Genomic DNA, 20,874 nt, shown 5'->3' on the forward strand with positions numbered 1-20,874 from the left:
GCAGGAGGGCCGGGGCCACCATGCTGAAACGGCGTTCCTATAAGCGGAACGTCGACTGGGATTGGAGGCCCGGCGTGCACAAGTCAACTGTCGGAATCGTGGTGCTGTCGGTCGCTGTCGCCCTGACCGCGACCGGCTGCTCCGGCAAGGAGGCCGGGGGCAAGCCCCCGGTCAAGATCGGCCTCATCGGGCCGATGAGCGGGCCGCTGGCCGTCCTGGGCATCTCCCAGCAGAACTCCATCCAGGTGGAGATCGACCGGTTGAACGCGGCGGGTGGCATCGACGGATCCCAGCTCCAGCTGGTCACCCGCGACAGCGGCCTCGACCCCGGCAAGGCCGTGCAGGCGGCCACGGAACTGGCCGGTGACCAGCAGATCAAGCTGGTCGTCGGCCCGTCGCTCACCGCCTTCTACAACGCGGCCAAGGGCGTCTTCGAGCAGAACAAGAAGATCAACTGCCAGCCCGGCGTCGCCTCGGGCAGCTTCGCCGAACTCGGCTACGGCTTCCGCTCCCAGGACGCCACCGAGCTCGACGTCGCCAAGGCCCTGGGATACCTCAAGAGCAAGGGCGTCAAGAACGTCGGCCTGATCTACGAAGGCGACGACACCGGCAAGTCGGTCGACGCCATCCTCGGCAAGGAGGCCGGCGGGGCCGGGATGACCTACCTCGGATTCCAGTCCACCCGGCCCGACGACCAGAGCCACAGCGCCTACATGGACGCCTTCAAGGACGCCGAGGCGATCTTCTACTCCAGCAACGTCGGCGGCGCCAAGACGCTGGCCGCCGCCGGGGCCGCGGGCTACAAGGGCATCCTCATCGGGGCGGGCTCCGGCGCGCAGAACATCTCCTTCATCGAGGGAGCCGGCGACGCCGCGAGGGGCATCGTCTTCCCCGCGCCGAACTACCAGTACCCCACCCGCGACCGCGAGCAGTGGCGCCCCGGCTACCGCAAGCACATCGAGGCCGTGGAGCAGAAGTACGGCGTCAACACCGGCCCCAAGACCGGAGCGACCTCGCCCAAGGGCACCGCCCTGGCCGCCGACTGCGTCTTCGCCTACGCCGAAGCGGTCAAGGCGGCCGGCGGCACCGACCCCGACAAGGTCGCCGCCGCCATGGAGAAGCTGGACCTGGCCGCCGACACCACCCCGTCCGGCAACTCGATCAAGCCGGGCCAGGCCCACGAGTTCTACGGCGAGCAGGACATCCGGCTCTACCAGTGGGACAAGGACGACAAGGGCTGGTTCACCCGCGAACTGCCCAACTGAGCAGGAGCACGGCCGATGACCTTGCAGGCCTGGATCGACGGTGTCTTCACCGGCTCGATCTACGCGCTGGTGGCGCTGAGCCTGGCGATCGTCTACCAGCCCACCAGAGTGATGAACTTCGCCCAGGGAGAGGCGCTGATCCTCGGCGCGGTCGTGGGCTACCAGGTGATCAGCCTGGGCAAGCTGGGGTGGGTGGTGGCCATCCTGGCCACGCTCGCCCTGGCGGCCCTGATGGGCGTGCTGTCGGAGCGCATGATCATGCTCCCGGTGCGCCTGTCGGGCTCGCGCTTCGCCTGGATCGTGGCCACCCTCGCCGCGGCGCTGATCTTCCAGTCGATCTTCACGCTCGGCTACCGGGACGTCGACGCCCTGCGCCCCGCGCCGATGGCCGAGGGCGGCTTCACACTCGCGGGCGAGCAGGTGTCGTGGCAGATCGTGCTCACCGTCGCCATCGCCCTGGCGGTCATGGCCGGCTACGACCTGCTCCTGCGCCGCAGCACCTACGGCCGGGCCATCAGGGCCGCCTCGCACAACCCCGACACCGCGGTGCTGATGGGCATCCCCGTACAGCGCATCATCGTGCTGAGCTTCGTGGTCGCCACCGTGCTGTCGGCCCTGGCCGGGCTGCTGGCCGCGCCGGTGTTGTTCATCGGGCCCGCGGCGGGCCTGATCTTCACCATCAAGGGCTTCACCGCCGCCGTCATCGGCGGCGTCGGCTCGCCGCGCGGCGCGCTGGCCGGTGGCCTCATCGTCGGCGTGCTCGACTCGGTGGTCCGCACGGAGATCAACGCGACGGCCGGGAACCTGGTGGTCTTCGGGCTGCTCGCGCTGATCCTGCTCGTCTATCCGTCCGGCCTGTTCGGAAAGCCGATGGAGGCGCACTGATGTCCAGACCGCTCAGGTCCGCCCCCGTGTCCGCCCCCGTGTCCGCCGCCGCGACCGCCGCCGTCGTGGCGCTGCTGCTCGCCTGGCCGTTCGTCACCGACTACTACAGCTACAACGCGCAGTACTACGACGGCCTGGTCGCCTCGGCCGCCATCGCCGCCGTGCTGACCATCTCGCTCAACCTCGCCATGGGCTATGGCGGCATGCTGTCCATGGCCCACACCGGCCTGCAACTGCTCGGCGGGTACGGCACGGCCTTCGTCACGGTCAAGGCCGGGCTGCCCTGGCCGGTGGGCCTGGGCCTGGCCGTGATCTTGTCCGCCCTGCTCTCGGCGCTGCTGCTCCTGGTCAGCCTGCGCGCCACCTACCTGTACTTCGGCATGATCACGCTCGCGGCCAACCTGATCGTCATCGAGATCGGCCGCGAGTGGGACGACGTCACCGGCGGGATCAACGGCATCACCGGCGTCGACCCCGGCATGGCCAAGCGGGCCTTCTACTACGTGGTGATCGCCGCGCTGGTCGCCGCCTACCTGGTGCAGCGCAACTTCGTGCGCAGCTCGGCCGGGCGCGCCGCGATGGCGGTGCGCGAGAGCCCCGAGTCGGCCGCGGCCATGGGCATCCGCCCGGCCACCACCAAGCTGCTGACCTTCAGCGTGGCCGGCGGGCTGGCCGGGCTGTCGGGCGGGCTGTACGCGTTGCAGCTCGGCTTCATCAACCCCGACGTCGGGCTGCTGGACAACGGGCTGGTCTTCTTCGTCGGGCTGTTCCTCGGCGGCATCGGCACGCTCGCCGGGCCGCTCCTCGGGGTCGCGTTCATCACGGTGATCGTGGAGCTGGGCAAGGACCACGCGCGCTACACGACCCTGATCCTCGGGGTGGCGCTGCTGGTGGCGATGATGGTGATCCCGCGCGGCATCGTGGGCACCTGGCAGGCCTCCCGCTTCGGCCGCCCCAAGCCCGCCCCAGACACCGGGGCCGACCCGGCGCCCCCGGCCGGGCCGGGGGGCGAGGTGCCCGCCGCTCTCGCCGACGGCGGGCGGGCCGCAGACCCCGAGATGCCGGCCGCTCTCGGGTCCGGCGAGCGGCCCGCGGACCCCGAGGTGCCCGCTGCTTTCGGGGCCGGCGAGCGGGCCGCGGATCCCAGCGTCCCTGCGCTCGAAGGGCGCGGGCTGGTCAAGCACTTCGGCGGGGTGCGCGCCCTCGACGGCGTCGACATCGCCGTCCACGCCGGGACCGTTCACGGCGTCATCGGCCCCAACGGCTCCGGCAAGTCCACCCTGGTCTCGTGCCTGACCAGGTTCCACCGCGCCGACGAGGGCGAGGTGCTGATCTTCGGCGAGCCCGCGCCCGCCGCCTCCTGGGCGGTGCCGGGCGCGGGGGTCACGCGTGTCTTCCAGGTGCCGCACCTGTTCGAGCGGCAGAGCGTGCTGGACAACGTGCTCACCGGCATCCGCGCGCCGTACTCCTGGGTCGCCGCCGTCCTGCGCCTGCCGTCCTGCCTGCGCGCCGAGCGGGAGGCGCGGGCCTTCGCGATGGAGCTGCTGGCCTTCGCCGGTCTGGCAGCCCGCGCCGAGTGGCCCGCGGACTCCCTGTCGCACGGGCAGAAGCGGCTGCTGGAGGTCGTGCGCGCGGTGGCGACGCGGCCGCGGGTCCTCATCCTCGACGAACCCGCCACGGGCCTGGTCCCGGGCGAGATCGACGCGCTGGCCAGGCTGTGCGCCGCGCTGCGCGAGCGCGGCCTGGCCGTCGTGCTGATCGAGCACAACGTGGAGTTCGTCATGAAGGTGTGCGACGAGGTCACCGTGATCGAGACCGGCCGCGTCATCGCGCGCGGCGCACCCGCCCAGGTCCGCGCCGATCCCGCCGTGCTGGCCGCCTACCTCGGACGGCCCGACCTCGTGGAGAGCTCATGAGCCTGCTGGAGATCACCGCCCTGGCCGCCGGGTACGGCGGCGTCCAGGCCCTGTTCGGCGTGGAGCTCACCGTGGGCGAGGGCGAGTTCGTGGCCCTGCTCGGACCCAACGGCGCGGGCAAGTCCACCACGCTGCGCGTCCTGTCGGGCCTGATCAAGCCGTCGGCGGGACGGGTGACGCTCGGCGGCAAGGACATCACGACGTTGCCGGGCTGGCGGCGCGCCGGGCTGGGCCTGGGCCACGTTCCCGAGGGGCGGCAGGTCTTCCCCGACCACACGGTCCTGGAGAACCTGCAGCTCGGCGCCTTCGTGCACCGCCGCTCGCGGGCACGGCGCCAGGAACTGCTCGACGAGGTGCTCGCGCTCTTCCCGCGCCTGGACGAGCGGCGCGAGCAGCTCGCCGGGACGCTGTCGGGGGGCGAGGCCCAGATGCTCGCGGTCGGCCGCGCGCTGATGTCGGGGCCGCGGCTGCTCGTGCTCGACGAGCCCTCGCTGGGCCTGGCCCCGCTGAAGGTGGCCGAGCTGTTCGGCTACATCAAGCGGCTGCACGCCGAGCGGGGCCTGTCGGTCCTGCTGGTGGAGCAGCAGGCGGCGACCGCGCTCAACCTCGCCGACCGTGCCTACGTCCTGGAGCGCGGGCGGGTGGCGATCTCGGGCACGTCGGAGGCGGTGCGGAAGGACCCCCGGGTGCGGGCCGTCTATCTCGGCGGGGAGATCTCGCCTGCCGGCGGCTGACAACGGCGTCAGCGTGATGATGGGGCCCCTGGTCGTCGACCAGGGGCCCCATCGTCGTGCGCTGAGGGCTACATGCCGTCGCCGTCCCAGCGGCCGCGCGAGCGGCTGCGGACCGGGATGCTGGAGACGATCGGCGCGGGGATGGGGTCGCCCGGCTTCCAGGTCCTGCCGCGCCCCCAGTTGTGCGCGTGGGCGTCGGTGCGCTCGTCGGGGTGCTCCAGGTCGCGCGGGTCGGTGCCCCAGTCGGGGCCGTGCCCGTGACCATCCTCATGGGTGTGGGAGTCGGAGTGGTCGTGGGAGTGGTCGTGCCCGTGTTCATGTCCGTGCTCATGGTCGCCGTGGCCGCCCTGGAGGCGGGCGGCGTCCATGGCCTTGGCGATGGCGATCAGGCTCTTGTCCGTGCCCATGCCGTGCTGCACGTACTCCACGTCGGGCTGGCCCTGCTCGTGCTGGAAGCGCCAGGCCGCGGCCAGCTCCTCCAGGTCGCGCTCGCTGCGCCAGGTCGGCCGGGAGGCCAGGTCGTGGGTGGACTGCGACCAGCGCATGCGCCCGCCGTTCGGCCCGTAGTTGACCGCCTCGCCGCCCCAGCGCACCCACTCGTTCTGGGTGTACCAGTTGTGCAGCTCGCCGTCGGAGCGCAGCAGCCAGGTGGCGCCGCCCTCCATGGTGGTGAAGTGGCCGTGCTTGACCCGGGCGGGACGGAAGAAGTAGGTGCCCAGGTCGAGGGTGCCGAAGTTGTACTCCATGTGCCCCTGGACGGTGTAGGCCTCCTCGTAGCAGGGGTGGTGGGCCAGGCGGTGGTCGGCCCAGCCCTCCTGGGCGTGCACGAGGCGGGTGTAGAAGCCGGTCACGGGGTCAACGTGGAGGTATTTGATGAAAAGTCCGGGCATGGGGCCGGGGTTGGGCACCGCGTCCCATTGCATCGCCTCGCTGTCGATCACGATGATCTCCTCGCGGGCGTTGTCCCAGCGAGCGGCTCCCAGGTCGAAGCCCGCGTCGCCGTACTCCCGGTAGTGCAGGATCCTCGTGCCCTCGGCGAAGGTGATGGCCTCGGTCGGCACGCCCTTGGGCGCGTGGACGTAGCCGCCCTTGCCGATGTGCCGCCCGCCGTACGTCATGGAGCCGTCGAGCACGTAGTACTCGGTGTTGGCGTGGTGCACGCCGGGACCGCGACCCCAGTCGGTGTGGAAGTCGACGCGCAGCGAGGAGGAGCCGTCCTCCTCGTCCACCGAGAGCCGCCGCTCGCTGGCGCGGCCCTCGCCGGCGACGAGTTCGGCGCCGTGCCAGATGTAGTCGTCTTCCTGGATCAGTTCAACGTGGGGGCGCATAACTCTCCTTCAGGGTGCGCTTGAGGATCTTGCCCGCGGCGTTGCGGGGGAGCGCGGTGACGAACTCCACGCGCCGGGGGAGCTTGGGGCCGGACAGGGTGGTGCGGCAGTGCGTGTCGAGGGCCTCGGCCGCCACGGACGCGCCGGGAAGGGCGACGACGAAGGCGGCCACCACCTCGCCCCAGCGCTCGTCCGGCAGGCCGACCACGGCCGCCTCGGCGACGCCGGGGAAGGCGGCGATGACGTCCTCCACCTCGCGTGGCGCGATGTTCACCCCGCCCGAGATGATCATGTCCTTCTTGCGGTCGACGATGGAGATGTAGCCCTCCTCGTCGCGCACCACGATGTCTCCGCTGGTGAGGTAGCCGTCGTCGGTGACGCACGCGGCGGTGGCCTCCGGGTCGTCGAGGTAGCCGTTCATGAGGTACGGCGAGCGGCTGAACAGCTCGCCGCGCTCGCCGGGGCCGACCGGGTTGCCCTCGTCGTCGACGACGCGCACGTCGGTCATGAACCACGGCTGCCCGACCGAGCCGATCTTGCGGCGCGCGTCGGCCGGACGGCAGTTGGTGACGATGCCCGCCTCGGTCGAGCCGTACAGCTCGTGCACGCCGACGCCGGGGAAGGCGTCCATCACCCACTCCTTGAGCGGACCGGGTAATGCGGCGGCGTTGAAGTAGAGCGTGTCGAGCGACGACAGGTCGTGCTTGCGCAGCGCCGCCTCGCCCAGCGCCCGGATCGTGTGGGCGTGGGTGGGGACCAGGAAGACCGACTGGGCGCGCTCGCGCTCGATCATGGCGAGCAGCCGCTCCGGATCCCAGGACCGCAGCATCGCCACCGATCCGCCGGTGAAGACGGGCGCGTAGCCGAAGGCGAAGCCCGCGCCGTGGTACATAGGCGCCACCGCGATCGTGCGCCGGCCCAGGCCCAGACCCCATTCCAGGGCTGCGGCGTGGAAGGTCAGCGACCGGGAGCGGTGGCTGATCACGACGCCCTTGGGGCGGCCGGTGGTCCCGGAGGTGTAGGCGACGCAGAACGGGTCGCGCTCGTCGACGGCGATGCGCGGGTCGGTGGCGGGCACCATCGAGAGCATCGCGTCGTAGGAGGGGCCGAGGCCGGTCCCGCCGATCGACAGCACGGTGGCGGGCGCGCAGTCCTCGACGATCGTGGCCAGCGCGTTGTCCAGGATGAGCGCCCGGCTGCCGGAGTGGCCCATGATGTAGGCCGCCTCGGCGGGGGTGAGCCGCGGCGCGATCGGCACCATGACCAGCCCGGCCTTGGCGATGCCTGCGGCGATCTCGGGGTATTCCATGCGGTTGCCGAGCAGGACCGCCACCCGGTCGCCCGGTCGCAGGCCCTCGCGGAGCAGGAGGTTGGCCAGCCGGCTGGAGTGGTCGTGCAGCCCTCGGTAGCTCAGCCTCCGGTCGCCGTCGGCCACGGCGATCGCGCCGGGCGTGGCGGCGCCGAACTCACGGACTCCGCCGGCGATGGACAGCGGGGCGCCTCCTGGCAGGAGCGGCATCGTGACCTCCTTGTTCCACAGGGTGAAACGCCATTTCAAAATCATGTCGTGTGGCGACGTCGCTCGTCAATGGAAAGTCTGACGTTTTCGCCTAGGATGCTCGGGTGTCCATTCCCGCCTATCACCGGCTCGCGACCAGCCTCCGGGAGCGCATCCTCGCCGGGGAGTTCCGCCCCGGCGACCGCCTGCCCGTCGAACCCGAGCTGTCGGCCGGCTACGGCGTCAGCCGCAGCACCGTGCGCGAGGCCCTGCGGCTGCTGGCCAGCCAGAACCTCATCGCCACGCTGCGCGGGGTGAGCGGGGGCAGCTTCGTGGTGGCGCCCCGGCCGGAGCAGATCGGCGACTACCTCCACACCAGCTTCAACCTGCTGGCCGCCGACACACGGATCACCGTCGACCAGCTGCTGGAGATCCGCGCGCTGCTGGAGGTGCCGGCGGCCGGCCTGGCAGCGCTGCGGCGCAGCCAGGACGACCTCGACGAGCTGCGCGCCGCGCTCTTCGACCCGGCGACGCTGCCGTTCGAGGAGATGCACGAGCCGAACAAACGCTTCCACACCCTGCTGCTGCGCTCCTCCGGCAACCCGGTGCTCGAGGTCGTCGCCCAGCCGGTCTTCCAGGTGCTCGACGAACGTTTCCTGCGTGAGCGCGCGCCCGACCGGTTCTGGCACGAGGTCGACCGCGACCACCGCGAGATCCTCGCCCGCGTCGAGGCGGGCGACGAGAAGGGCGCGAGCGAGGCCGCCGGGGCGCACCTGGAGCACCTGCGCTCCACCTACCTGGCGATAGACCGCGCCAGCTGAGCCACCACGTCGGGCTCCTCCCAGACCTCCCCGTACTTGGCCTGGATGTCGAAGAGGTTGGCCTCGTGAGGGCGCGGGTCACGGTCGCCGACCGCCTGCCGTACCACGATCGGCACGAAGCCGTGCTGGATCGCGTCGACGGCCGTGGCGCGGATGCATCCGCTGGTCGAGACCCCGGCCAGCACGACCGTGTCGACGCCCTGGACCCGCAGGGTCGAGGCGAGCGTGGTGCCGAAGAAGGCGCTGGCGTACTGCTTGACCACCACCAGCTCGCCGTCCGCGGGCGCCACCTCCGGCATGAGCTCGCCCAGAGGTCCGTCGCCGACCAGGTGCCGCAGCGGCGCCACCTTGCGGAAGAACAGCCCGCCGTCCGCGCCGCCCGCGCCGAAGGCGACCCGGGTGTGCACGACCGGTACGGCGGCCGCCCGCGCGGCGGCCAGCACCCGCGCGGCCGACTCCAGGCACTCGCGCGAGCCGATGAACAGCTCCTCGCCCGGCTCGAAGTAGGCGCGCATGAGGTCGACGAGGAGCAGCGCCGGGCGCTCGCCGAAGGGGAGCGAGCGCCCGTACACCTCCTCGTGGGGCCGGATCACCGCGACACCGGGGGGAGCGGGGCGGGCAGGCCGGTCTCCTCCTCGCAGCGGGCGAGGATCTCGGCCAGCGGCGGCCCCATGTCGAACACCGCCGGCTCCGGCCGGGTGCGCTCCAGCTCCTCGCGCAGCCCGGCGGTGGCCTCCTCGTCGACGGCGCCCTCGGCCGTGCACACCACGCCGTAGTGGCGGGCGCCTTCCCCGCTCACCAGGCCGCGCCGTACCTCCAGGGCGACCAGGGCGGGATCGCGCCGCAGCGGGTCGCCCCAGCCGCCGCCGCCCCAGGTCACGAAGTGCAGTACGTCGCCGGGAGCGACCGGCACGTCGTGGATCTTGCTGGGCAGGGTCTCGACCCGGCCGTCGGACCGCTCGATCCACTTGCGCCCGCGCGCGCCCGGAGCGCCGCCGTTGACCCCCCACGGGTAGGTCAGCCAGCGGTCGTCGTGGATGGCGATCGTGCCGGGCGCCAGGAACCGGTAGGAGACGTCCACGCCGTTGCCGCCGCGGTGCAGGCCCGCGCCGCCGGTGTCGGCGACGGTCTCCCAGCGCTCGATGCGCAGCGGGTAGTACGACTCGAGGAACTCGCACGGGATGTTGGTGAACGACGGCCAGAGCGAGTGCCCGTCGGGACCGTCGCCGATGGGCCTGCCCGGGATGCCGCCGAAGCCGATCGAGTAGAGCTGGAAGCCCTCGCCCGCGTACATGAAGTGCGGCGAGGAGGAGAAGCCCGCGGCGTTGAGCAGGTCGGGGGTCTTCTGCCCGAGCAGGCCGCCGAACAGGTCGAAGATGCGTCCGACGCCGTGGTTGCGGGCGTTGAGCGCGGCGGGGTACTCCGGCTTCCAGAACGTCTTGTCCGGGATGTGCACGTCCACCAGCGGGTAGAAGCCGTCGTTCCAGAGGATCTGCGGGTCGGCCACCGTGATCAGGTAGATGCCGAAGAACATCCGGACGAGGTTCTCGTTGAGGTAGTAGTTGATCGGCCCCTGCGCCTGCGGCGCCGATCCGGTGAAGTCCAGCAGCACCTTGTCGCCGGTGCGGGTCAGCGAGAGCACCAGCTCGTAGGGGCCGTGCCCGACGCCGTCGTCGCAGATGTAGTCGGTGAAGGTGAGCGTCTCGCCGTCCTCGAACAACGTCGCCAGCAGGATCTTCATCGCGTCGTGGTTGCGCTGGAGCAGGGCCTCCAGGGCCGAGGTGTAGGTGTCGGCGCCGAACCGGGCGCACAACTCCTGGATCCGCCGCGAGGCCGTACGGCAGGCGGCGACGATGCCGTTGAGGTCGGCGCGGTTCCAGTCGGGGCGGCGCACCTGGTTGAGGATGATGCGCAGCGCGTCCTCGTTCAGCACGCCCTTGGCGTACAGCTTGAAGGGCGGGATGACGACGCCCTCCTCGAAGATCGTGCGGGCGTCGGCCGGCATCGAGCAGGCCGTCTTGCCGCCGACGTCGGACATGTGGCCGAACATCGAGGCCCAGCCGACGATTCGCCCGTCGACGTAGATGGGCATGACCACCAGCCAGTCGTTGGCGTGGCTGATGGCGCCGTCGCAGGCGTAGGGGTCGGAGGTGAGCAGCACGTCGCCCTCCTCGACGGTGCCCTCGAAGCGGTCCAGCAGCGCCGGGATCGACAGGCCGAACTGGCCCACCACCATGCGCCCTTCGGGGTCGCCGATGAGGGGGAACTCGTCGTGCTGCTCGCGGATGCCGGGCGACAGGGCGGTGCGGAAGAGCACCTCGTCCATCTCGTGGCGGGCGTTGCGCAGCGCGTTCTCGATGATGTCGAGGGTGACCGGGTCGACGTCCACGCGCCCGAGCGGGGTGGTGGCGGTCTGGATGAGCTGGGCCATCATGCCTCCATCGGGCGGATGAGCAGGCTGCCGCTCTCGTGGACGAGGGCCGCGTGTCCTGGCAGCACAAGGGTGGTGGAGTCCATCTCGACGACGATCGCCGGGCCGGTGACGAGGTTGCCGGCCAGCAGGGCGGCGCGGTCGTAGACGGTGGCCTCGGCCCAGCCGCCGTCGATCCACACCTCGTGGGTGCCGGTCGCGGCGGCCGAGGCGTCCTCGGTCCCGGCGGCCAGGGTGACCGGGCGCACGTTGGGGCGCGGTCCGCTGACCGACGCGCGGGCGCTGACGAGTTCGCGCTCGTTGGCCAGCAGGAAGGAGAACAGCCGCTCGTGCTCGGCGTCGAAGGCCTTGCCGAGCGCCTCCAGGTCCATGTCGGGGTCGATCGCGATGGGGATCTCGAAGCCCTGCCCGTGGTAGCGCACGTCGACCTGGTAGCCGACCGTGTGGTCGGCGGCGGGCACGCCCTGGGCGGCCAGGCTCGCCGAGGCCGTCTCGGCGAGCTCGGCCAGCAGTGCGCGCAGGTCCGCGTCGGTGAGCTGGGAGAAGCGGCGGATGTGGGTGCGGGCCGACTCGTCGCGAAGGCACGTGGTGGCGTCGCCGTACGCGCACAGGACGCCGGGGGAGGGCGGGATGATGACCGGCCACGAGCCGGTCAGCCGACCCAGGGCGTTGGCGTGCAGCGGCCCGGCGCCGCCGAAGGCGACCAGGGCGAAGTCGCGGGGGTCGAAGCCCTGCTGCACCGAGACCAGGCGCAGGGCGCCGAACATGTTCTCGTTGACGATGTCGACGATGCCCTGGGCGGCCGCCTCGGCGGACGGCAGGCCCATGGCGTCGGCGACCTTGCGGACGGCGGCGTGCGCCCGCTCGCGGTCGAGCGAGATCGCCCCTCCGGCCAGGTTCGTGGGCAGGTAGCCGAGCACGACGTTGGCGTCGGTGACGGTCGGGTCGGCGCCGCCCTTGCCGTAGGCCGCGGGGCCGGGCTCCGCGCCCGCCGACTGCGGTCCGACGCGCAGGGCGCGGGTGAGCTCGGGCACGTGCGCGACCGAGCCGCCGCCCGCGCCGACCGTGCGCACGTCGACCGAGGCCGAGCGCACGGTCAGGTCGCCGACCGTGGTCTCGCGGCCGATGCGGGGCTGGAGGTTCTGCACCAGGGCGACGTCCGTCGATGTGCCGCCCATGTCGAAGGTGAGGAAGTCGGGGAATCCGGCCTGCTCGGCCACCCAGGTGGCGCCCGCCACGCCTCCGGCCGGCCCCGACAGCAGCAGGTTGACCGGGCCGCCCGCCGCGGCGGGAGCGGAGGCCAGGCCGCCGTCGCTGCGCAGGATGTACAGCTGACCGTCGGTGAGCTCGTCGATGTTGTCGATGTAGCGGGCGACGTACGGCTGGACGTAGGCGTTGGCGACCGTGGTGATCGTCCGCTCGTACTCGCGCATCTCGGGCAGCACCGCGGAGGAGATCGAGACGGGGACCCCGGGCAGCTCCTCGGCGGCGATCGCGGCGATGCGCCGCTCGTGGCCGTCGAAGGCGTAGGAGTTGATCAGCGACACGGCCAGGGCCTCGACGCCCTTGAGCCGCCGCAGCTTGGCGCGCAGGTCGTCCTCGTCGAGCGGCGTCACCACCGATCCGTCGGCCGCCACCCGCTCGACGGCCTCCACCGTGTCCTCCAGCGCGGCCAGCGGCTCGGGCTTGGGCCAGATGATCCACCCGGCGAGGCCGCCGGGCACGAACGAGCGGGCGATCTGCAGGACCTGGCGGAAGCCCTGCGTGGTGACGAGGCCGACGCGGGCGCCCCTGCCCTCCAGGATGGCGTTGGTGGCCACGGTGGTGCCGTGCAGGACCTGGGCGATCTCGGGCAAGGCGACGCCCGCCTCGGAGCAGACCTGTTCGATGCCGGACAGCACGCCGACGGACTGGTCGTGGGGAGTGGACGGGGTCTTGGCGCGGAAGGAGCGCCCGGTGTCCTGGTCGATGAGGAGGATGTCGGTGAACGTCCCTCCGACGTCCACCCCGAGCCGGTATCGCATGGGGGGAGTCCTTTCAGATGACCCGGGCGGAGCGCAGCTTGGCGAATTCCTGGTCGGACAGGCCCAGCAGGCCGCGGTAGATCTCGTCGTTGTGCTGGCCCAGCGCCGGACCGGCGCTGCGCACGCCGCCCGGGGTCTGCGACAGCTTGGGCACCACGTTCTGCATGGCGAGCTCGCCGAAGTCGGGATGCGGGACCCGCACGATCGCCTCGCGGGCGGCGAAGTGCGGGTCGGCGAACATGTCCTTGGCCGTGTAGATGCGCCCGGCCGGGACGCCGTTGTCGTTCAGGGTGCTCAGGAGGTCGTCGGCGGGCAGTCCGCCGGTCCAGGCCGCGATGATCCCGTCGAGCTCGTCCATGGACTCGCCCCTGGCGCCGTGGGTCGCGTAGCGGGGATCCTCCGCCAGCTCGGGCCTGCCCATCGCGGCGGCCAGGCGCTGGAAGACGCTGTCCTGGTTGGCGGCGATGAGGATCTCGTCGCCGTCCAGGGTGGGGTAGACGTTGCTGGGCGAGACGTTCGGCAGCACGGGGCCGGTGCGCTCGCGCTGGTAGGAGGCCTGCTGCCACTCCGGCACCAGCGACTCCATCATGGCCAGGACCGCCTCGTAGATGGCCGAGTCGACCACCTGGCCGCGGCCGCTGCGCTCGCGCTGGTGCAGGGCGACCAGGGTGCCGACGCAGGCGTGGGTGGCGGCCAGCGAGTCGCCCAGCGAGATGCCGGTGCGCGACGGCGGCCGGTCGGGGTCGCCGGTCACGTGTCGCAGGCCGCCCATGGCCTCGCCGATCGAGCCGTAGCCCGCCCTGGGAGCGTACGGACCGGTCTGGCCGAAGCCGGTGACGCGGGTGATCACCAGCCTGGGGTTGATCGTGTGGAGCTCCTCAGGGGACAGGCCCCAGCGCTCCAGGGTGCCGGGGCGGAAGTTCTCCAGCAGCACGTCGGACTCGGCGACCAGGCGGCGGACCAGGTCCTGGCCCTCGGGGGTGCGCATGTCGCAGGTGACCGACTTCTTGTTGCGCGCCACCACCGGCCACCACAGGGACTTGCCGTACGGCTTCTCCCTGCCCCACTGCCGCATCGGGTCGCCCCTACCCGGGTCCTCGACCTTGATGACCTCGGCGCCGAAGTCGCCGAGTAACTGGCCGCAGAACGGTCCGGCCAGCAGTTGTCCGAGTTCGACGACGCGGATGTCGTCCAGGGGGTAGGTGCTCATACCTGCTTCCTGGGTGGGGTTCTGGGGCCGAGCAGCGACGCCCGCGCCGAGAACAGGTGGGCGCGCATGACGGCCTCGGCCCAGTCCGGATCTCCGGCGTGTACGGCTGCCGCGATCTCGATGTGGTGGTTGACGCTGCGCCTCATGGCCTCGGCGTCGAAGCTGTTGTAGGTGCGCAGCAGGACGGGGGAGTGGATCAGGGAGTTGATCGACTGGGCGAGCACGGTGCTGCCGCCGAGCCGGACGAGGGTGCGGTGGAACTCGGCGTTGAGCCGGTAGACGGAGTCGAGGTCGCTGCGCTCGGCGTGGTCACGGATGGAGACCGCCACCTCGTGCAGGTGGTCGGCGTCGCGGGTGGTGGCCGTGGCGGCCGCCTGCCGGGCGGCCAGGCCCTCGATCCGCGCCCGCAGCTCGAAGATCGCGTCGAGGTCCTCGTGGGGATACTCCACCACGCGTGCGCCGCGGTTGGCGACGATCTCCACCAGGCCCTCGGACTGCAGGTGCCGCAGCGCCTCGCGCACCGGAGTCCTGCTGACGCCCAGGGCCTCGGCGAGTTCGACCTCGCCGAGCCTGTCGCCCGGGGCGTACTGGCCGCCCAGGATCAGGCTCCTGATGTTGTCGGCAATCGACATGTGTACATTCCTTCGCCGGTGGTGTCACCATGATGGGCAGATGTCCGCTCCGTGACAAGAGGTTGTATGCAATCGCCGAATTTAGAGATCGTCGAGGTCGGTCCGCGCGACGGCCTGCAGAACGAGAAGACGATCGTTCCCACCGCGGGGAAGGTCGCCTACATCGAGGCGCTCGTGGCCGCCGGGCTGCGGCGGGTCGAGGCGGTCAGCTTCGTGCACCCCCGGCTGGTGCCGCAGATGGCCGACGCCGAGGAGGTCATGGCCCGCGTGCCCAGGATCCCGGGGGTGCGCTACGCGGGGCTGGTGCTCAACGCGCGCGGGCTGGATCGCGCGCTGGCGGCCGGGGTGGACGAGGTCAACGTCGTGGTCGTGGCCACCGAGTCCTTCTCGCAGCGCAACCAGGGCATGGCCGTGGACGAGGCGGTGAGGGGCTTCGGCGTGATCGCCGGGCGCGCGCACGACGCGGGGCTCGGCGTGACGCTGACCGTCGCCGCGGGCTTCGGCTGCCCGTTCGAGGGAGAGGTGAGCCCGGCCAGGGTCGCCGAGCTGGTGCGGCGCTGTCCAGGGGCCGACGAGGTCGCGGTGGCCGACACCATCGGCGTCGGGGTGCCGGCCGACGTGCGCCGGGTGACGGCCGCGGTGCGCGAGGTCAGCCAGGCGCCCCTGCGCTTCCACTTCCACAACACGCGCAACTCCGGCTACGCCAACGCGCTGACGGCGTGGGAACTGGGCGCCGCCGCCCTCGACTCCAGCGCTGGAGGGATCGGCGGCTGCCCGTTCGCCCCGGCCGCCACGGGCAACATCGCCACCGAGGACCTGCTCTACATGCTGCACCGATCGGGGGTGACGACCGGGATCGACCTGGCCGCCACGCTGTCGGCGGCGGCGCTGATCGAGGAGCGGCTGGGCACGCAGGTTCCGGCGCAGCTGGGCCGTGCGGGAACGTGGCCCGGCTGAGGGCGGTCAGCGGGAGGAGGTGTGGGCGAGGATGGCGGGCACGACCGTGTCCCAGTGGCGCCGCGGGAAGACCTCGTGGCCGGTCTGCTCCATGGCGATGAAGCGGGCGCCCGGGATCTCCTCGGCCAGGGCGCGGCCGTGCTCCACGGGCACGAAGGGGTCGTCGGTGCCGTGCAGCACGAGCGTCGGGGCCTTGATCTCGCCGAGGCGCTGCCGCCAGGGCTCGCCCGCGTCCAGCAGGAACGGGTTGGTGACCTGAGCGGCGATGTCGAGGGTGCGGGCGGCGACACGTTCCGCGAGCCGCCGTACGGCCTGCTCGTCGAACTGGCCGGGCGCGGCGAAGGGACGCTCGGCCTCGACCAGGTAGTCGACGACGGCGGCCCGGTCGTGCCAGTCGGGCTCCGGCGCCTCGGCCGAGAGCGCGGCCAGCAGCTCGGGCGTCATGCCCGGCAGGTCGTCGTACGGGTGACCGGGTCCGCCGGGGGTGGAGGAGGCGAGCGTGAGCGTGGCCACCCGGTCGGCGTGGTCGAGCGCCACGAGCTGGGCGATCGCGGCGCCCTGCGACATGCCCACCAGGTGCGCACGCTCCAGGCCGAGCGCCCCGATCAGGGCGGCGGTGTCGGCGACGAGGTCGCGCAGGTCGTGCGGCGGCGCCCCGGCCGGTGAGGCGGTCGAGCGGCCTGCGTCCCTGCTGTCGTAGCGGATGACGTGGCGGCCGCCGGCGACCAGGCGCTGGACGAACTGCTCCTCCCAGTTCAGCAGGCTGTGGCCACCACCGTGGATCAGCAGGATCGCGGGGTCGCCGGGGTCGCCGAAGGTCTCGGTGGCCAGCTCTACGCCGTTGACGGTGAACATGCGGGGTCCTCTCCGAACTTCTTCGTTACATGTAACGAAGAAGTTAGCACGGAAACTCGTTACATGTAACCAGGTTTCGGTAGAGTGGGCGCCATGACGCGATCCGGCCCTCACGACCAGGCTGCCCGCGACGCCTGGGCCGCCTACCGCAGGCTCCAGCTCCTGGTGGACGCGGAGGTCGCCCGCGACCTGGAGAGAGAATCGGGCCTGTCGATGGCCGACTACGAGGTGCTGGCGGCGGTGGCCGGGCTGGCGAGCGCGGACACGTGTGTGCGGGTCGGCGGCCTGGCAGGGAAGCTGCAGTGGGCCCACGGCCGCCTGTCGCGGCAGCTGGGCCGGATGGAGCGCCGCGGGCTGATCGCGCGGGAGGCGTGCGAGCTCGACGGGCGCGGCGACGACGTGCTGCTCACCGGGTCCGGGCGGCAGGCCTTCGAGGAGGCGACGCCCGGCCACCTGGCGTCGATCGAGCGGCACTTCGGGCGGGCCCTGTCAGAGGCGCAGCTGGCGGCGCTGGTCGACATCGAACGAGCCGTCTCGGCCGCCAGCCGGTCGGCAGGGTGAACAGGGTGAAACATGGCGAGGCGACCACCTCGGGCAGGGCGCTTGCCCCGGTGGCCGCCTCGTCGGCGGTTCAGGCTCGTTGGTGCACGATGACGTGGGGCTTGGCGGCTTCAGGCTCGTTGGGGCACGACGGTCACGCGGGGGCTCGGCGGGTTGGTTCAGCCTCTTTCGTGGACGACGGTGACGTGGGGGTCGGCGGCGTCGCCGAACCCGTAGACGTACGCCTCCGCCAGCCTGTCTCCCAGGGAGGCGCGCAGGAACAGCGCGCTCCACCGGGCGGCGGCGTCGATGCTGTCGTCCTGGGAGAGCGTCTGCGGCGAGGGGTCGGGACGCGCCCCTGGCGGGGTCTGGGTGTCGGTCAGGCCGTAGTGGTTGGCCCCCAGGACGCTGACGTGGACCTTCGGGGGCGAGCCGAGGGAGTCGTAGGTGGCCCGCGCGGCCGCCGGGAGGTTGGAGCCGTCCGCGTCGCCCTGAACCAGGGCCACCGGCACTCCGGCGTTGGCGATCGGGACGCCCGTGCTCGCGCCGTAGAACGCCGCCGCGCGCAGCGCCCCGGGCCGCTGGTAGACCGGGCCGAAGCAGAACGGCGGCATGCAGGTGTTGCCGAGCGAGAACAGCCCGGCGGCGCCGCCGAAGGAGTGTCCCAGCAGGACCAGGCGCCCGGCGTCCAGGCGTCCGGCGAGCGGGGAGCCGGCCCGCGCGTTCTCCTCCGCGGCCCACTGCACGGTGGCCTGCAGTTGCTGGCTCTCAGGGAAGAGCCCCGTCACGGGTCCGACGGCGCGCTGGTGGTCGGGCACCACCACGGCGAAGCCGAACCCGGCGACCGTCCTGGCGAACCGGCCATAGCTCTCCTTCGGCACGTTGCCGCCCTGGAGCAGCAGGGCGACCGGCAGGGCGGCGCGGCCGGGCGGGACGTGGACGGTGGCGGGATCGGCGCCGACCTGGGTCTCGTGGCTGCTCACCCAGGTGGGTGTGTCGGCCTGCGCGGGAGGCGCCAGAAGGGTCGCCGCGATCAGGGCGGCTGACGTGACGGCGGCCAGGCGCCTCGGGAAGGTCACGATGATCTTTCTCCAATCGGCGTGGGAACCGGCGCGAAGGCCGGGGCGGTCGCGCGCAGCCGCCAGACGGCCACGGCGAAGGCCGTCCAGATGAGCGTGTTGAGCGACTCCTCGACCCACTGCAGGGCGATGGTCTGCTCGGGGCGCGAGGCCAGCAGTCCCATCGCGTAGGTGCCCAGGAGGTTGAAGCCGAACAGCAGCCGCTCGGCGAGCCGCCCGGACAGCAGCAACAGGCGGACGGAGAGCACGGTGGCGCAGACCGTGGTGATCAGCAGGAGCGGCCAGGTGGCCCCGGTCGCGACCGCCGCGGCGAGCCCCGCCCCGGTGAAGGCCGCGAACGCCCACCACGGCGCCCGGTGGCTCAGCACCGCCCAGGCCAGCATCGCGAACCCCGGTGCGAACAGGTAGAACTGCACCGCGGACAGGATGGCGACGTCGGGGCCTCCCGCCGCCACCAGGAGCTTCCAGACCGCCTTCAGCGCGCCGCCGAGGACGACGAGTGCTCCGCCCGTGGCTCCCGCCACGCGGGCGGGTCCGTCGAGGAGCGGTACGAGCAGGGTGATGCCGATCGCCATGGCCAGGACGGGCAGGAAATCGACGAGGGCCAGGGAGAGGGGATAGTCCATGCGACCTCCCAGAGGGAAACGATGTTTCCAAAGTAGCCGCGCACCTCGTTGACGGGAAACGGTGTTTCCATAACGATGTGGGCCACCAGGACCCGCATCCGAGGAGCGACCATGACCGCTGACGAGCACGTCGACATCCCGGTGGCGGGTCGGCCGCCCTTACGGGTCAGGCTGGACTCGGCCGCCCCGTTCGGCTGGTGGCCCGCCGTCTGCATCGCCCTGGTCGCCTTCATCGACCGGGTGGAGTTCAACCTCATGGCCGGGGCGCTGCCCGTCATCCAGCGGGAGCTCGGCTTCGGCGACACCGCGGGCGGCGCCATCGCCTCCGCGGCGGCGGTGGCCGGGATCATCCTGCTCATCCCGGCCGGCCGGCTCGCGGACCGGGGCCGCAGGACCTGGATCCTGGCCGCCGTGGTGGGCGTCTGGTCGTTGCTGACACTCGGCAGCGGCCTGGTGACCACCTACGCCATGCTGTTCGCCGTACGGGTCATGCTCGGCGGCGCCGGGCTGCTCTACAACCCCGCGGGCTCCAGCCTGCTGGCCGACTACTTCCCCGGGAGCAGCCGGGCACGAGCCTTCGCGCTGGAGCGCTTCGGCTACTTCGCCGGACCCGCCGGCGGCGTCATCGCGGGCGGCGCGCTGGCTGGGCTGTACGGCTGGCGCACGATGTTCTTCCTGGTCGCCGTGCCCGGCATCGTCATCGCGCTGCTCTGCCTGACCCTGCGGGAGCCGGCCAGGGGCACCGGCGACCGCATCGAGCTGCTCCGTACGGGAGAGCGGCCCGCGGCGCCGCAGCACCTCACGCCGCGCGGCTCCACGCTGCGGGAGATGCGCGGCCTCCTGACGATCAGGACCCTGCGCGCGATCGTGATCGGGCTCAGCACGCTCTTCTTCGGCCTGGGCGGCCTGATGTTCTGGCTGCCCACCTTCTATGCCAGGACCTTCGGGCTGTCGAGCGGCGCGGCCTCGGCCATCGCCGGATCGGTGGGGCTGGTCGGGATGATCGCGGGCGCGCTGGTCAGCGCCCGGCTGGGTGACCGCTGGTCGCACCGGCGCGTGACGCTCGGCGCCATCGGCCTGATGATCGGCGCGCTGAGCCTGGCGGCTTCGGTGGCGGTGCCGATGCTGCCGGTCCAGCTGTTCTTCCTCGGGGTGGCCAACTTCGGCATCATGCTGGCGATCCCCGCTCTCACCGCCGCCGTGGCCGACGTCGTGCCGGCCGCGCGCCGAGGGCTGGGGTTCGCGCTGTCGCAGTTCGTGGTGTCCCTGGCCGGGGCCTTCGGCCCGCTGCTGGTGGGCGCGGCCTCGGAGGTCACCGGCTCGCTGCGGGTGGCCTACGCGCTCCTCGCGGTGCCGCTGGTGCTGGGCGCGCTGCTGACGTTGCGGGGGCGGGCCACCCTGGAGGGCGACAAGCGGGCCGCGTTGTCGGTGCTCTCGTAGCGGGAGGTATAACATCCCGATTCGCCCCTGTTGATCGTGGAATCGAGCGAGCATGCTGACCGACTTCCTCCGTGACCAGTACTTCACGACGGCCTGGTTCGGGCTGATGGCCTTCGTCTGGTTCGGCTGGTCGCAGGAGGATCCGCCCCGGTCCTGGCGGGTGTGGCTCGGCGCGGGATCGGTCCTGGGCATCGGGCTCGCGATCGCCTTCGGCGTGGCCACCGCCACCAACTGGGGTCAGCCCACCGCGCTGGCTGGCAAGTACCACTGGTTCGGGGTGCTGGTCGCGGCCGAGGTCGTCGCCGCCGGCCTGGGCTGCCTGGTGCTGGCCAGGCGGGGGGCGTCCCGGTGGATGGCCTGGTGGGTCGCCCTGGTCGTGGCGGCGCACTTCCTGCCCCTGGCGCTGATGCTGCAGGACGTCGGGACGGCGATCGTGGGTGGGGTCCAGCTGCTCGCGCTCGGCGCGGTGGTGCCGCGCCTGCGTGCCGAGCAGGTGGCGAGCAGCCGGGCGGCCGGGCCGATCATGGGCGTGACCCTGCTGCTGAGCGCGGCGATCGGCGCGGTCCTGGCGGTGTCGGGCTGAGCGCGGCGATCGGCGCGGTCCTGGCAGTGTTGGGCTGAGGGCCGCGCACG

The 20,874-nt window shown here is 72.1% G+C and carries 19 protein-coding genes; 9 read left to right on the forward strand and 10 right to left on the reverse strand.

What is annotated here, in order from left to right:
* Nucleotides 1–74 precede the first annotated feature (74 nt).
* Genes ACIBH1_RS23660 through ACIBH1_RS23675 form a run of 4 tightly spaced genes read left to right on the forward strand, consistent with a single transcriptional unit; the run spans nucleotide 75 to nucleotide 4,800 of the window.
* Nucleotides 75–1,265 carry an ABC transporter substrate-binding protein gene (locus ACIBH1_RS23660; protein WP_397316050.1) on the forward strand — a complete coding sequence of 397 codons (1,191 nt, stop codon included), beginning with the start codon at nucleotides 75–77 and terminating at the stop codon, nucleotides 1,263–1,265.
* 15 nt (nucleotides 1,266–1,280) lie between these two features.
* Nucleotides 1,281–2,150 (forward strand): branched-chain amino acid ABC transporter permease, encoded by an 870-nt coding sequence (locus ACIBH1_RS23665; RefSeq protein WP_397316051.1) that lies wholly within the window; start codon nucleotides 1,281–1,283, stop codon nucleotides 2,148–2,150.
* On the forward strand, nucleotides 2,150–4,066 hold the full coding sequence (locus ACIBH1_RS23670) for an ATP-binding cassette domain-containing protein (RefSeq protein ID WP_397316052.1): 1,917 nt from the start codon (nucleotides 2,150–2,152) through the stop codon (nucleotides 4,064–4,066). The genes ACIBH1_RS23665 and ACIBH1_RS23670 overlap by 1 nt, the downstream gene beginning before the upstream one ends.
* 2 nt (nucleotides 4,067–4,068) lie before the next feature.
* A complete protein-coding gene (locus tag ACIBH1_RS23675) occupies nucleotides 4,069–4,800 on the forward strand; it encodes an ABC transporter ATP-binding protein (RefSeq protein ID WP_397316308.1) in 732 nt (243 codons plus the stop codon).
* A gap of 68 nt (nucleotides 4,801–4,868) precedes the next feature.
* Here ACIBH1_RS23675 and ACIBH1_RS23680 read toward each other — a convergent pair whose 3' ends face one another.
* Both ACIBH1_RS23680 and ACIBH1_RS23685 read right to left on the reverse strand, forming a co-directional pair.
* Nucleotides 4,869–6,128, reverse strand: a complete 1,260-nt coding sequence (locus ACIBH1_RS23680; protein WP_397316053.1) for a DUF4437 domain-containing protein — start codon at nucleotides 6,126–6,128, stop codon at nucleotides 4,869–4,871.
* Nucleotides 6,112–7,692: a class I adenylate-forming enzyme family protein gene (locus tag ACIBH1_RS23685; protein WP_397316054.1), complete on the reverse strand. Its 1,581-nt coding sequence runs from the start codon at nucleotides 7,690–7,692 to the stop codon at nucleotides 6,112–6,114. The genes ACIBH1_RS23680 and ACIBH1_RS23685 overlap by 17 nt, the downstream gene beginning before the upstream one ends.
* Before the next feature lie 59 nt (nucleotides 7,693–7,751).
* Here ACIBH1_RS23685 and ACIBH1_RS23690 point away from each other — a divergent pair, with 59 nt between their 5' ends.
* Complete coding sequence (locus ACIBH1_RS23690; protein ID WP_397316055.1) at nucleotides 7,752–8,447, forward strand: FadR/GntR family transcriptional regulator; 696 nt, start codon at nucleotides 7,752–7,754, stop codon at nucleotides 8,445–8,447.
* On the opposite strand, the gene ACIBH1_RS23695 is transcribed toward ACIBH1_RS23690, so the two are convergent.
* Genes ACIBH1_RS23695 through ACIBH1_RS23715 form a run of 5 tightly spaced genes read right to left on the reverse strand, consistent with a single transcriptional unit; the run spans nucleotide 8,420 to nucleotide 14,744 of the window.
* Nucleotides 8,420–9,040, reverse strand: coding sequence for an isochorismatase family protein (locus ACIBH1_RS23695; RefSeq protein ID WP_397316056.1), 621 nt, complete (start codon nucleotides 9,038–9,040; stop codon nucleotides 8,420–8,422). The genes ACIBH1_RS23690 and ACIBH1_RS23695 overlap by 28 nt on opposite strands.
* Complete coding sequence (locus ACIBH1_RS23700; protein ID WP_397316057.1) at nucleotides 9,037–10,878, reverse strand: hydantoinase B/oxoprolinase family protein; 1,842 nt, start codon at nucleotides 10,876–10,878, stop codon at nucleotides 9,037–9,039. Before ACIBH1_RS23700 ends, ACIBH1_RS23695 begins: the two co-directional genes overlap by 4 nt.
* Nucleotides 10,878–12,902, reverse strand: coding sequence for a hydantoinase/oxoprolinase family protein (locus ACIBH1_RS23705; RefSeq protein WP_397316058.1), 2,025 nt, complete (start codon nucleotides 12,900–12,902; stop codon nucleotides 10,878–10,880). Before ACIBH1_RS23705 ends, ACIBH1_RS23700 begins: the two co-directional genes overlap by 1 nt.
* 13 nt (nucleotides 12,903–12,915) lie before the next feature.
* Entirely contained in the window at nucleotides 12,916–14,112 is a 1,197-nt protein-coding gene (locus tag ACIBH1_RS23710) for a CaiB/BaiF CoA transferase family protein (RefSeq protein WP_397316059.1), read from the reverse strand.
* The gene (locus ACIBH1_RS23715) at nucleotides 14,109–14,744 is read right to left on the reverse strand and encodes a GntR family transcriptional regulator (RefSeq protein WP_397316060.1); all 636 of its coding nucleotides are present in this window, start codon (nucleotides 14,742–14,744) and stop codon (nucleotides 14,109–14,111) included. Before ACIBH1_RS23715 ends, ACIBH1_RS23710 begins: the two co-directional genes overlap by 4 nt.
* Before the next feature lie 66 nt (nucleotides 14,745–14,810).
* Here ACIBH1_RS23715 and ACIBH1_RS23720 point away from each other — a divergent pair, with 66 nt between their 5' ends.
* A complete protein-coding gene (locus ACIBH1_RS23720) occupies nucleotides 14,811–15,701 on the forward strand; it encodes a hydroxymethylglutaryl-CoA lyase (protein ID WP_397316061.1) in 891 nt (296 codons plus the stop codon).
* 6 nt (nucleotides 15,702–15,707) lie between these two features.
* Here the strand turns inward: ACIBH1_RS23720 and ACIBH1_RS23725 are convergent, their stop codons facing one another.
* Entirely contained in the window at nucleotides 15,708–16,556 is an 849-nt protein-coding gene (locus tag ACIBH1_RS23725; protein ID WP_397316062.1) for an alpha/beta fold hydrolase, read from the reverse strand.
* A 93-nt stretch (nucleotides 16,557–16,649) separates the two neighbouring features.
* Here ACIBH1_RS23725 and ACIBH1_RS23730 point away from each other — a divergent pair, with 93 nt between their 5' ends.
* The gene (locus ACIBH1_RS23730; protein ID WP_397316063.1) at nucleotides 16,650–17,117 is read left to right on the forward strand and encodes a MarR family winged helix-turn-helix transcriptional regulator; all 468 of its coding nucleotides are present in this window, start codon (nucleotides 16,650–16,652) and stop codon (nucleotides 17,115–17,117) included.
* Nucleotides 17,118–17,275: 158 nt separating this feature from the next.
* On the opposite strand, the gene ACIBH1_RS23735 is transcribed toward ACIBH1_RS23730, so the two are convergent.
* On the reverse strand, nucleotides 17,276–18,175 hold the full coding sequence (locus ACIBH1_RS23735; protein ID WP_397316064.1) for a hypothetical protein: 900 nt from the start codon (nucleotides 18,173–18,175) through the stop codon (nucleotides 17,276–17,278).
* On the reverse strand, nucleotides 18,172–18,801 hold the full coding sequence (locus ACIBH1_RS23740; RefSeq protein WP_397316065.1) for a hypothetical protein: 630 nt from the start codon (nucleotides 18,799–18,801) through the stop codon (nucleotides 18,172–18,174). Before ACIBH1_RS23740 ends, ACIBH1_RS23735 begins: the two co-directional genes overlap by 4 nt.
* A 111-nt stretch (nucleotides 18,802–18,912) precedes the next feature.
* On the opposite strand from ACIBH1_RS23740, the gene ACIBH1_RS23745 reads away from it, so the two are divergent.
* Both ACIBH1_RS23745 and ACIBH1_RS23750 read left to right on the forward strand, forming a co-directional pair.
* Entirely contained in the window at nucleotides 18,913–20,241 is a 1,329-nt protein-coding gene (locus ACIBH1_RS23745; protein WP_397316066.1) for an MFS transporter, read from the forward strand.
* 52 nt (nucleotides 20,242–20,293) lie between these two features.
* Nucleotides 20,294–20,824 carry a hypothetical protein gene (locus tag ACIBH1_RS23750; protein WP_397316067.1) on the forward strand — a complete coding sequence of 177 codons (531 nt, stop codon included), beginning with the start codon at nucleotides 20,294–20,296 and terminating at the stop codon, nucleotides 20,822–20,824.
* Nucleotides 20,825–20,874 lie beyond the last annotated feature (50 nt).

This window comes from Nonomuraea sp. NPDC050663 (assembly GCF_044456985.1).
Classification (GTDB): domain Bacteria; phylum Actinomycetota; class Actinomycetes; order Streptosporangiales; family Streptosporangiaceae; genus Nonomuraea.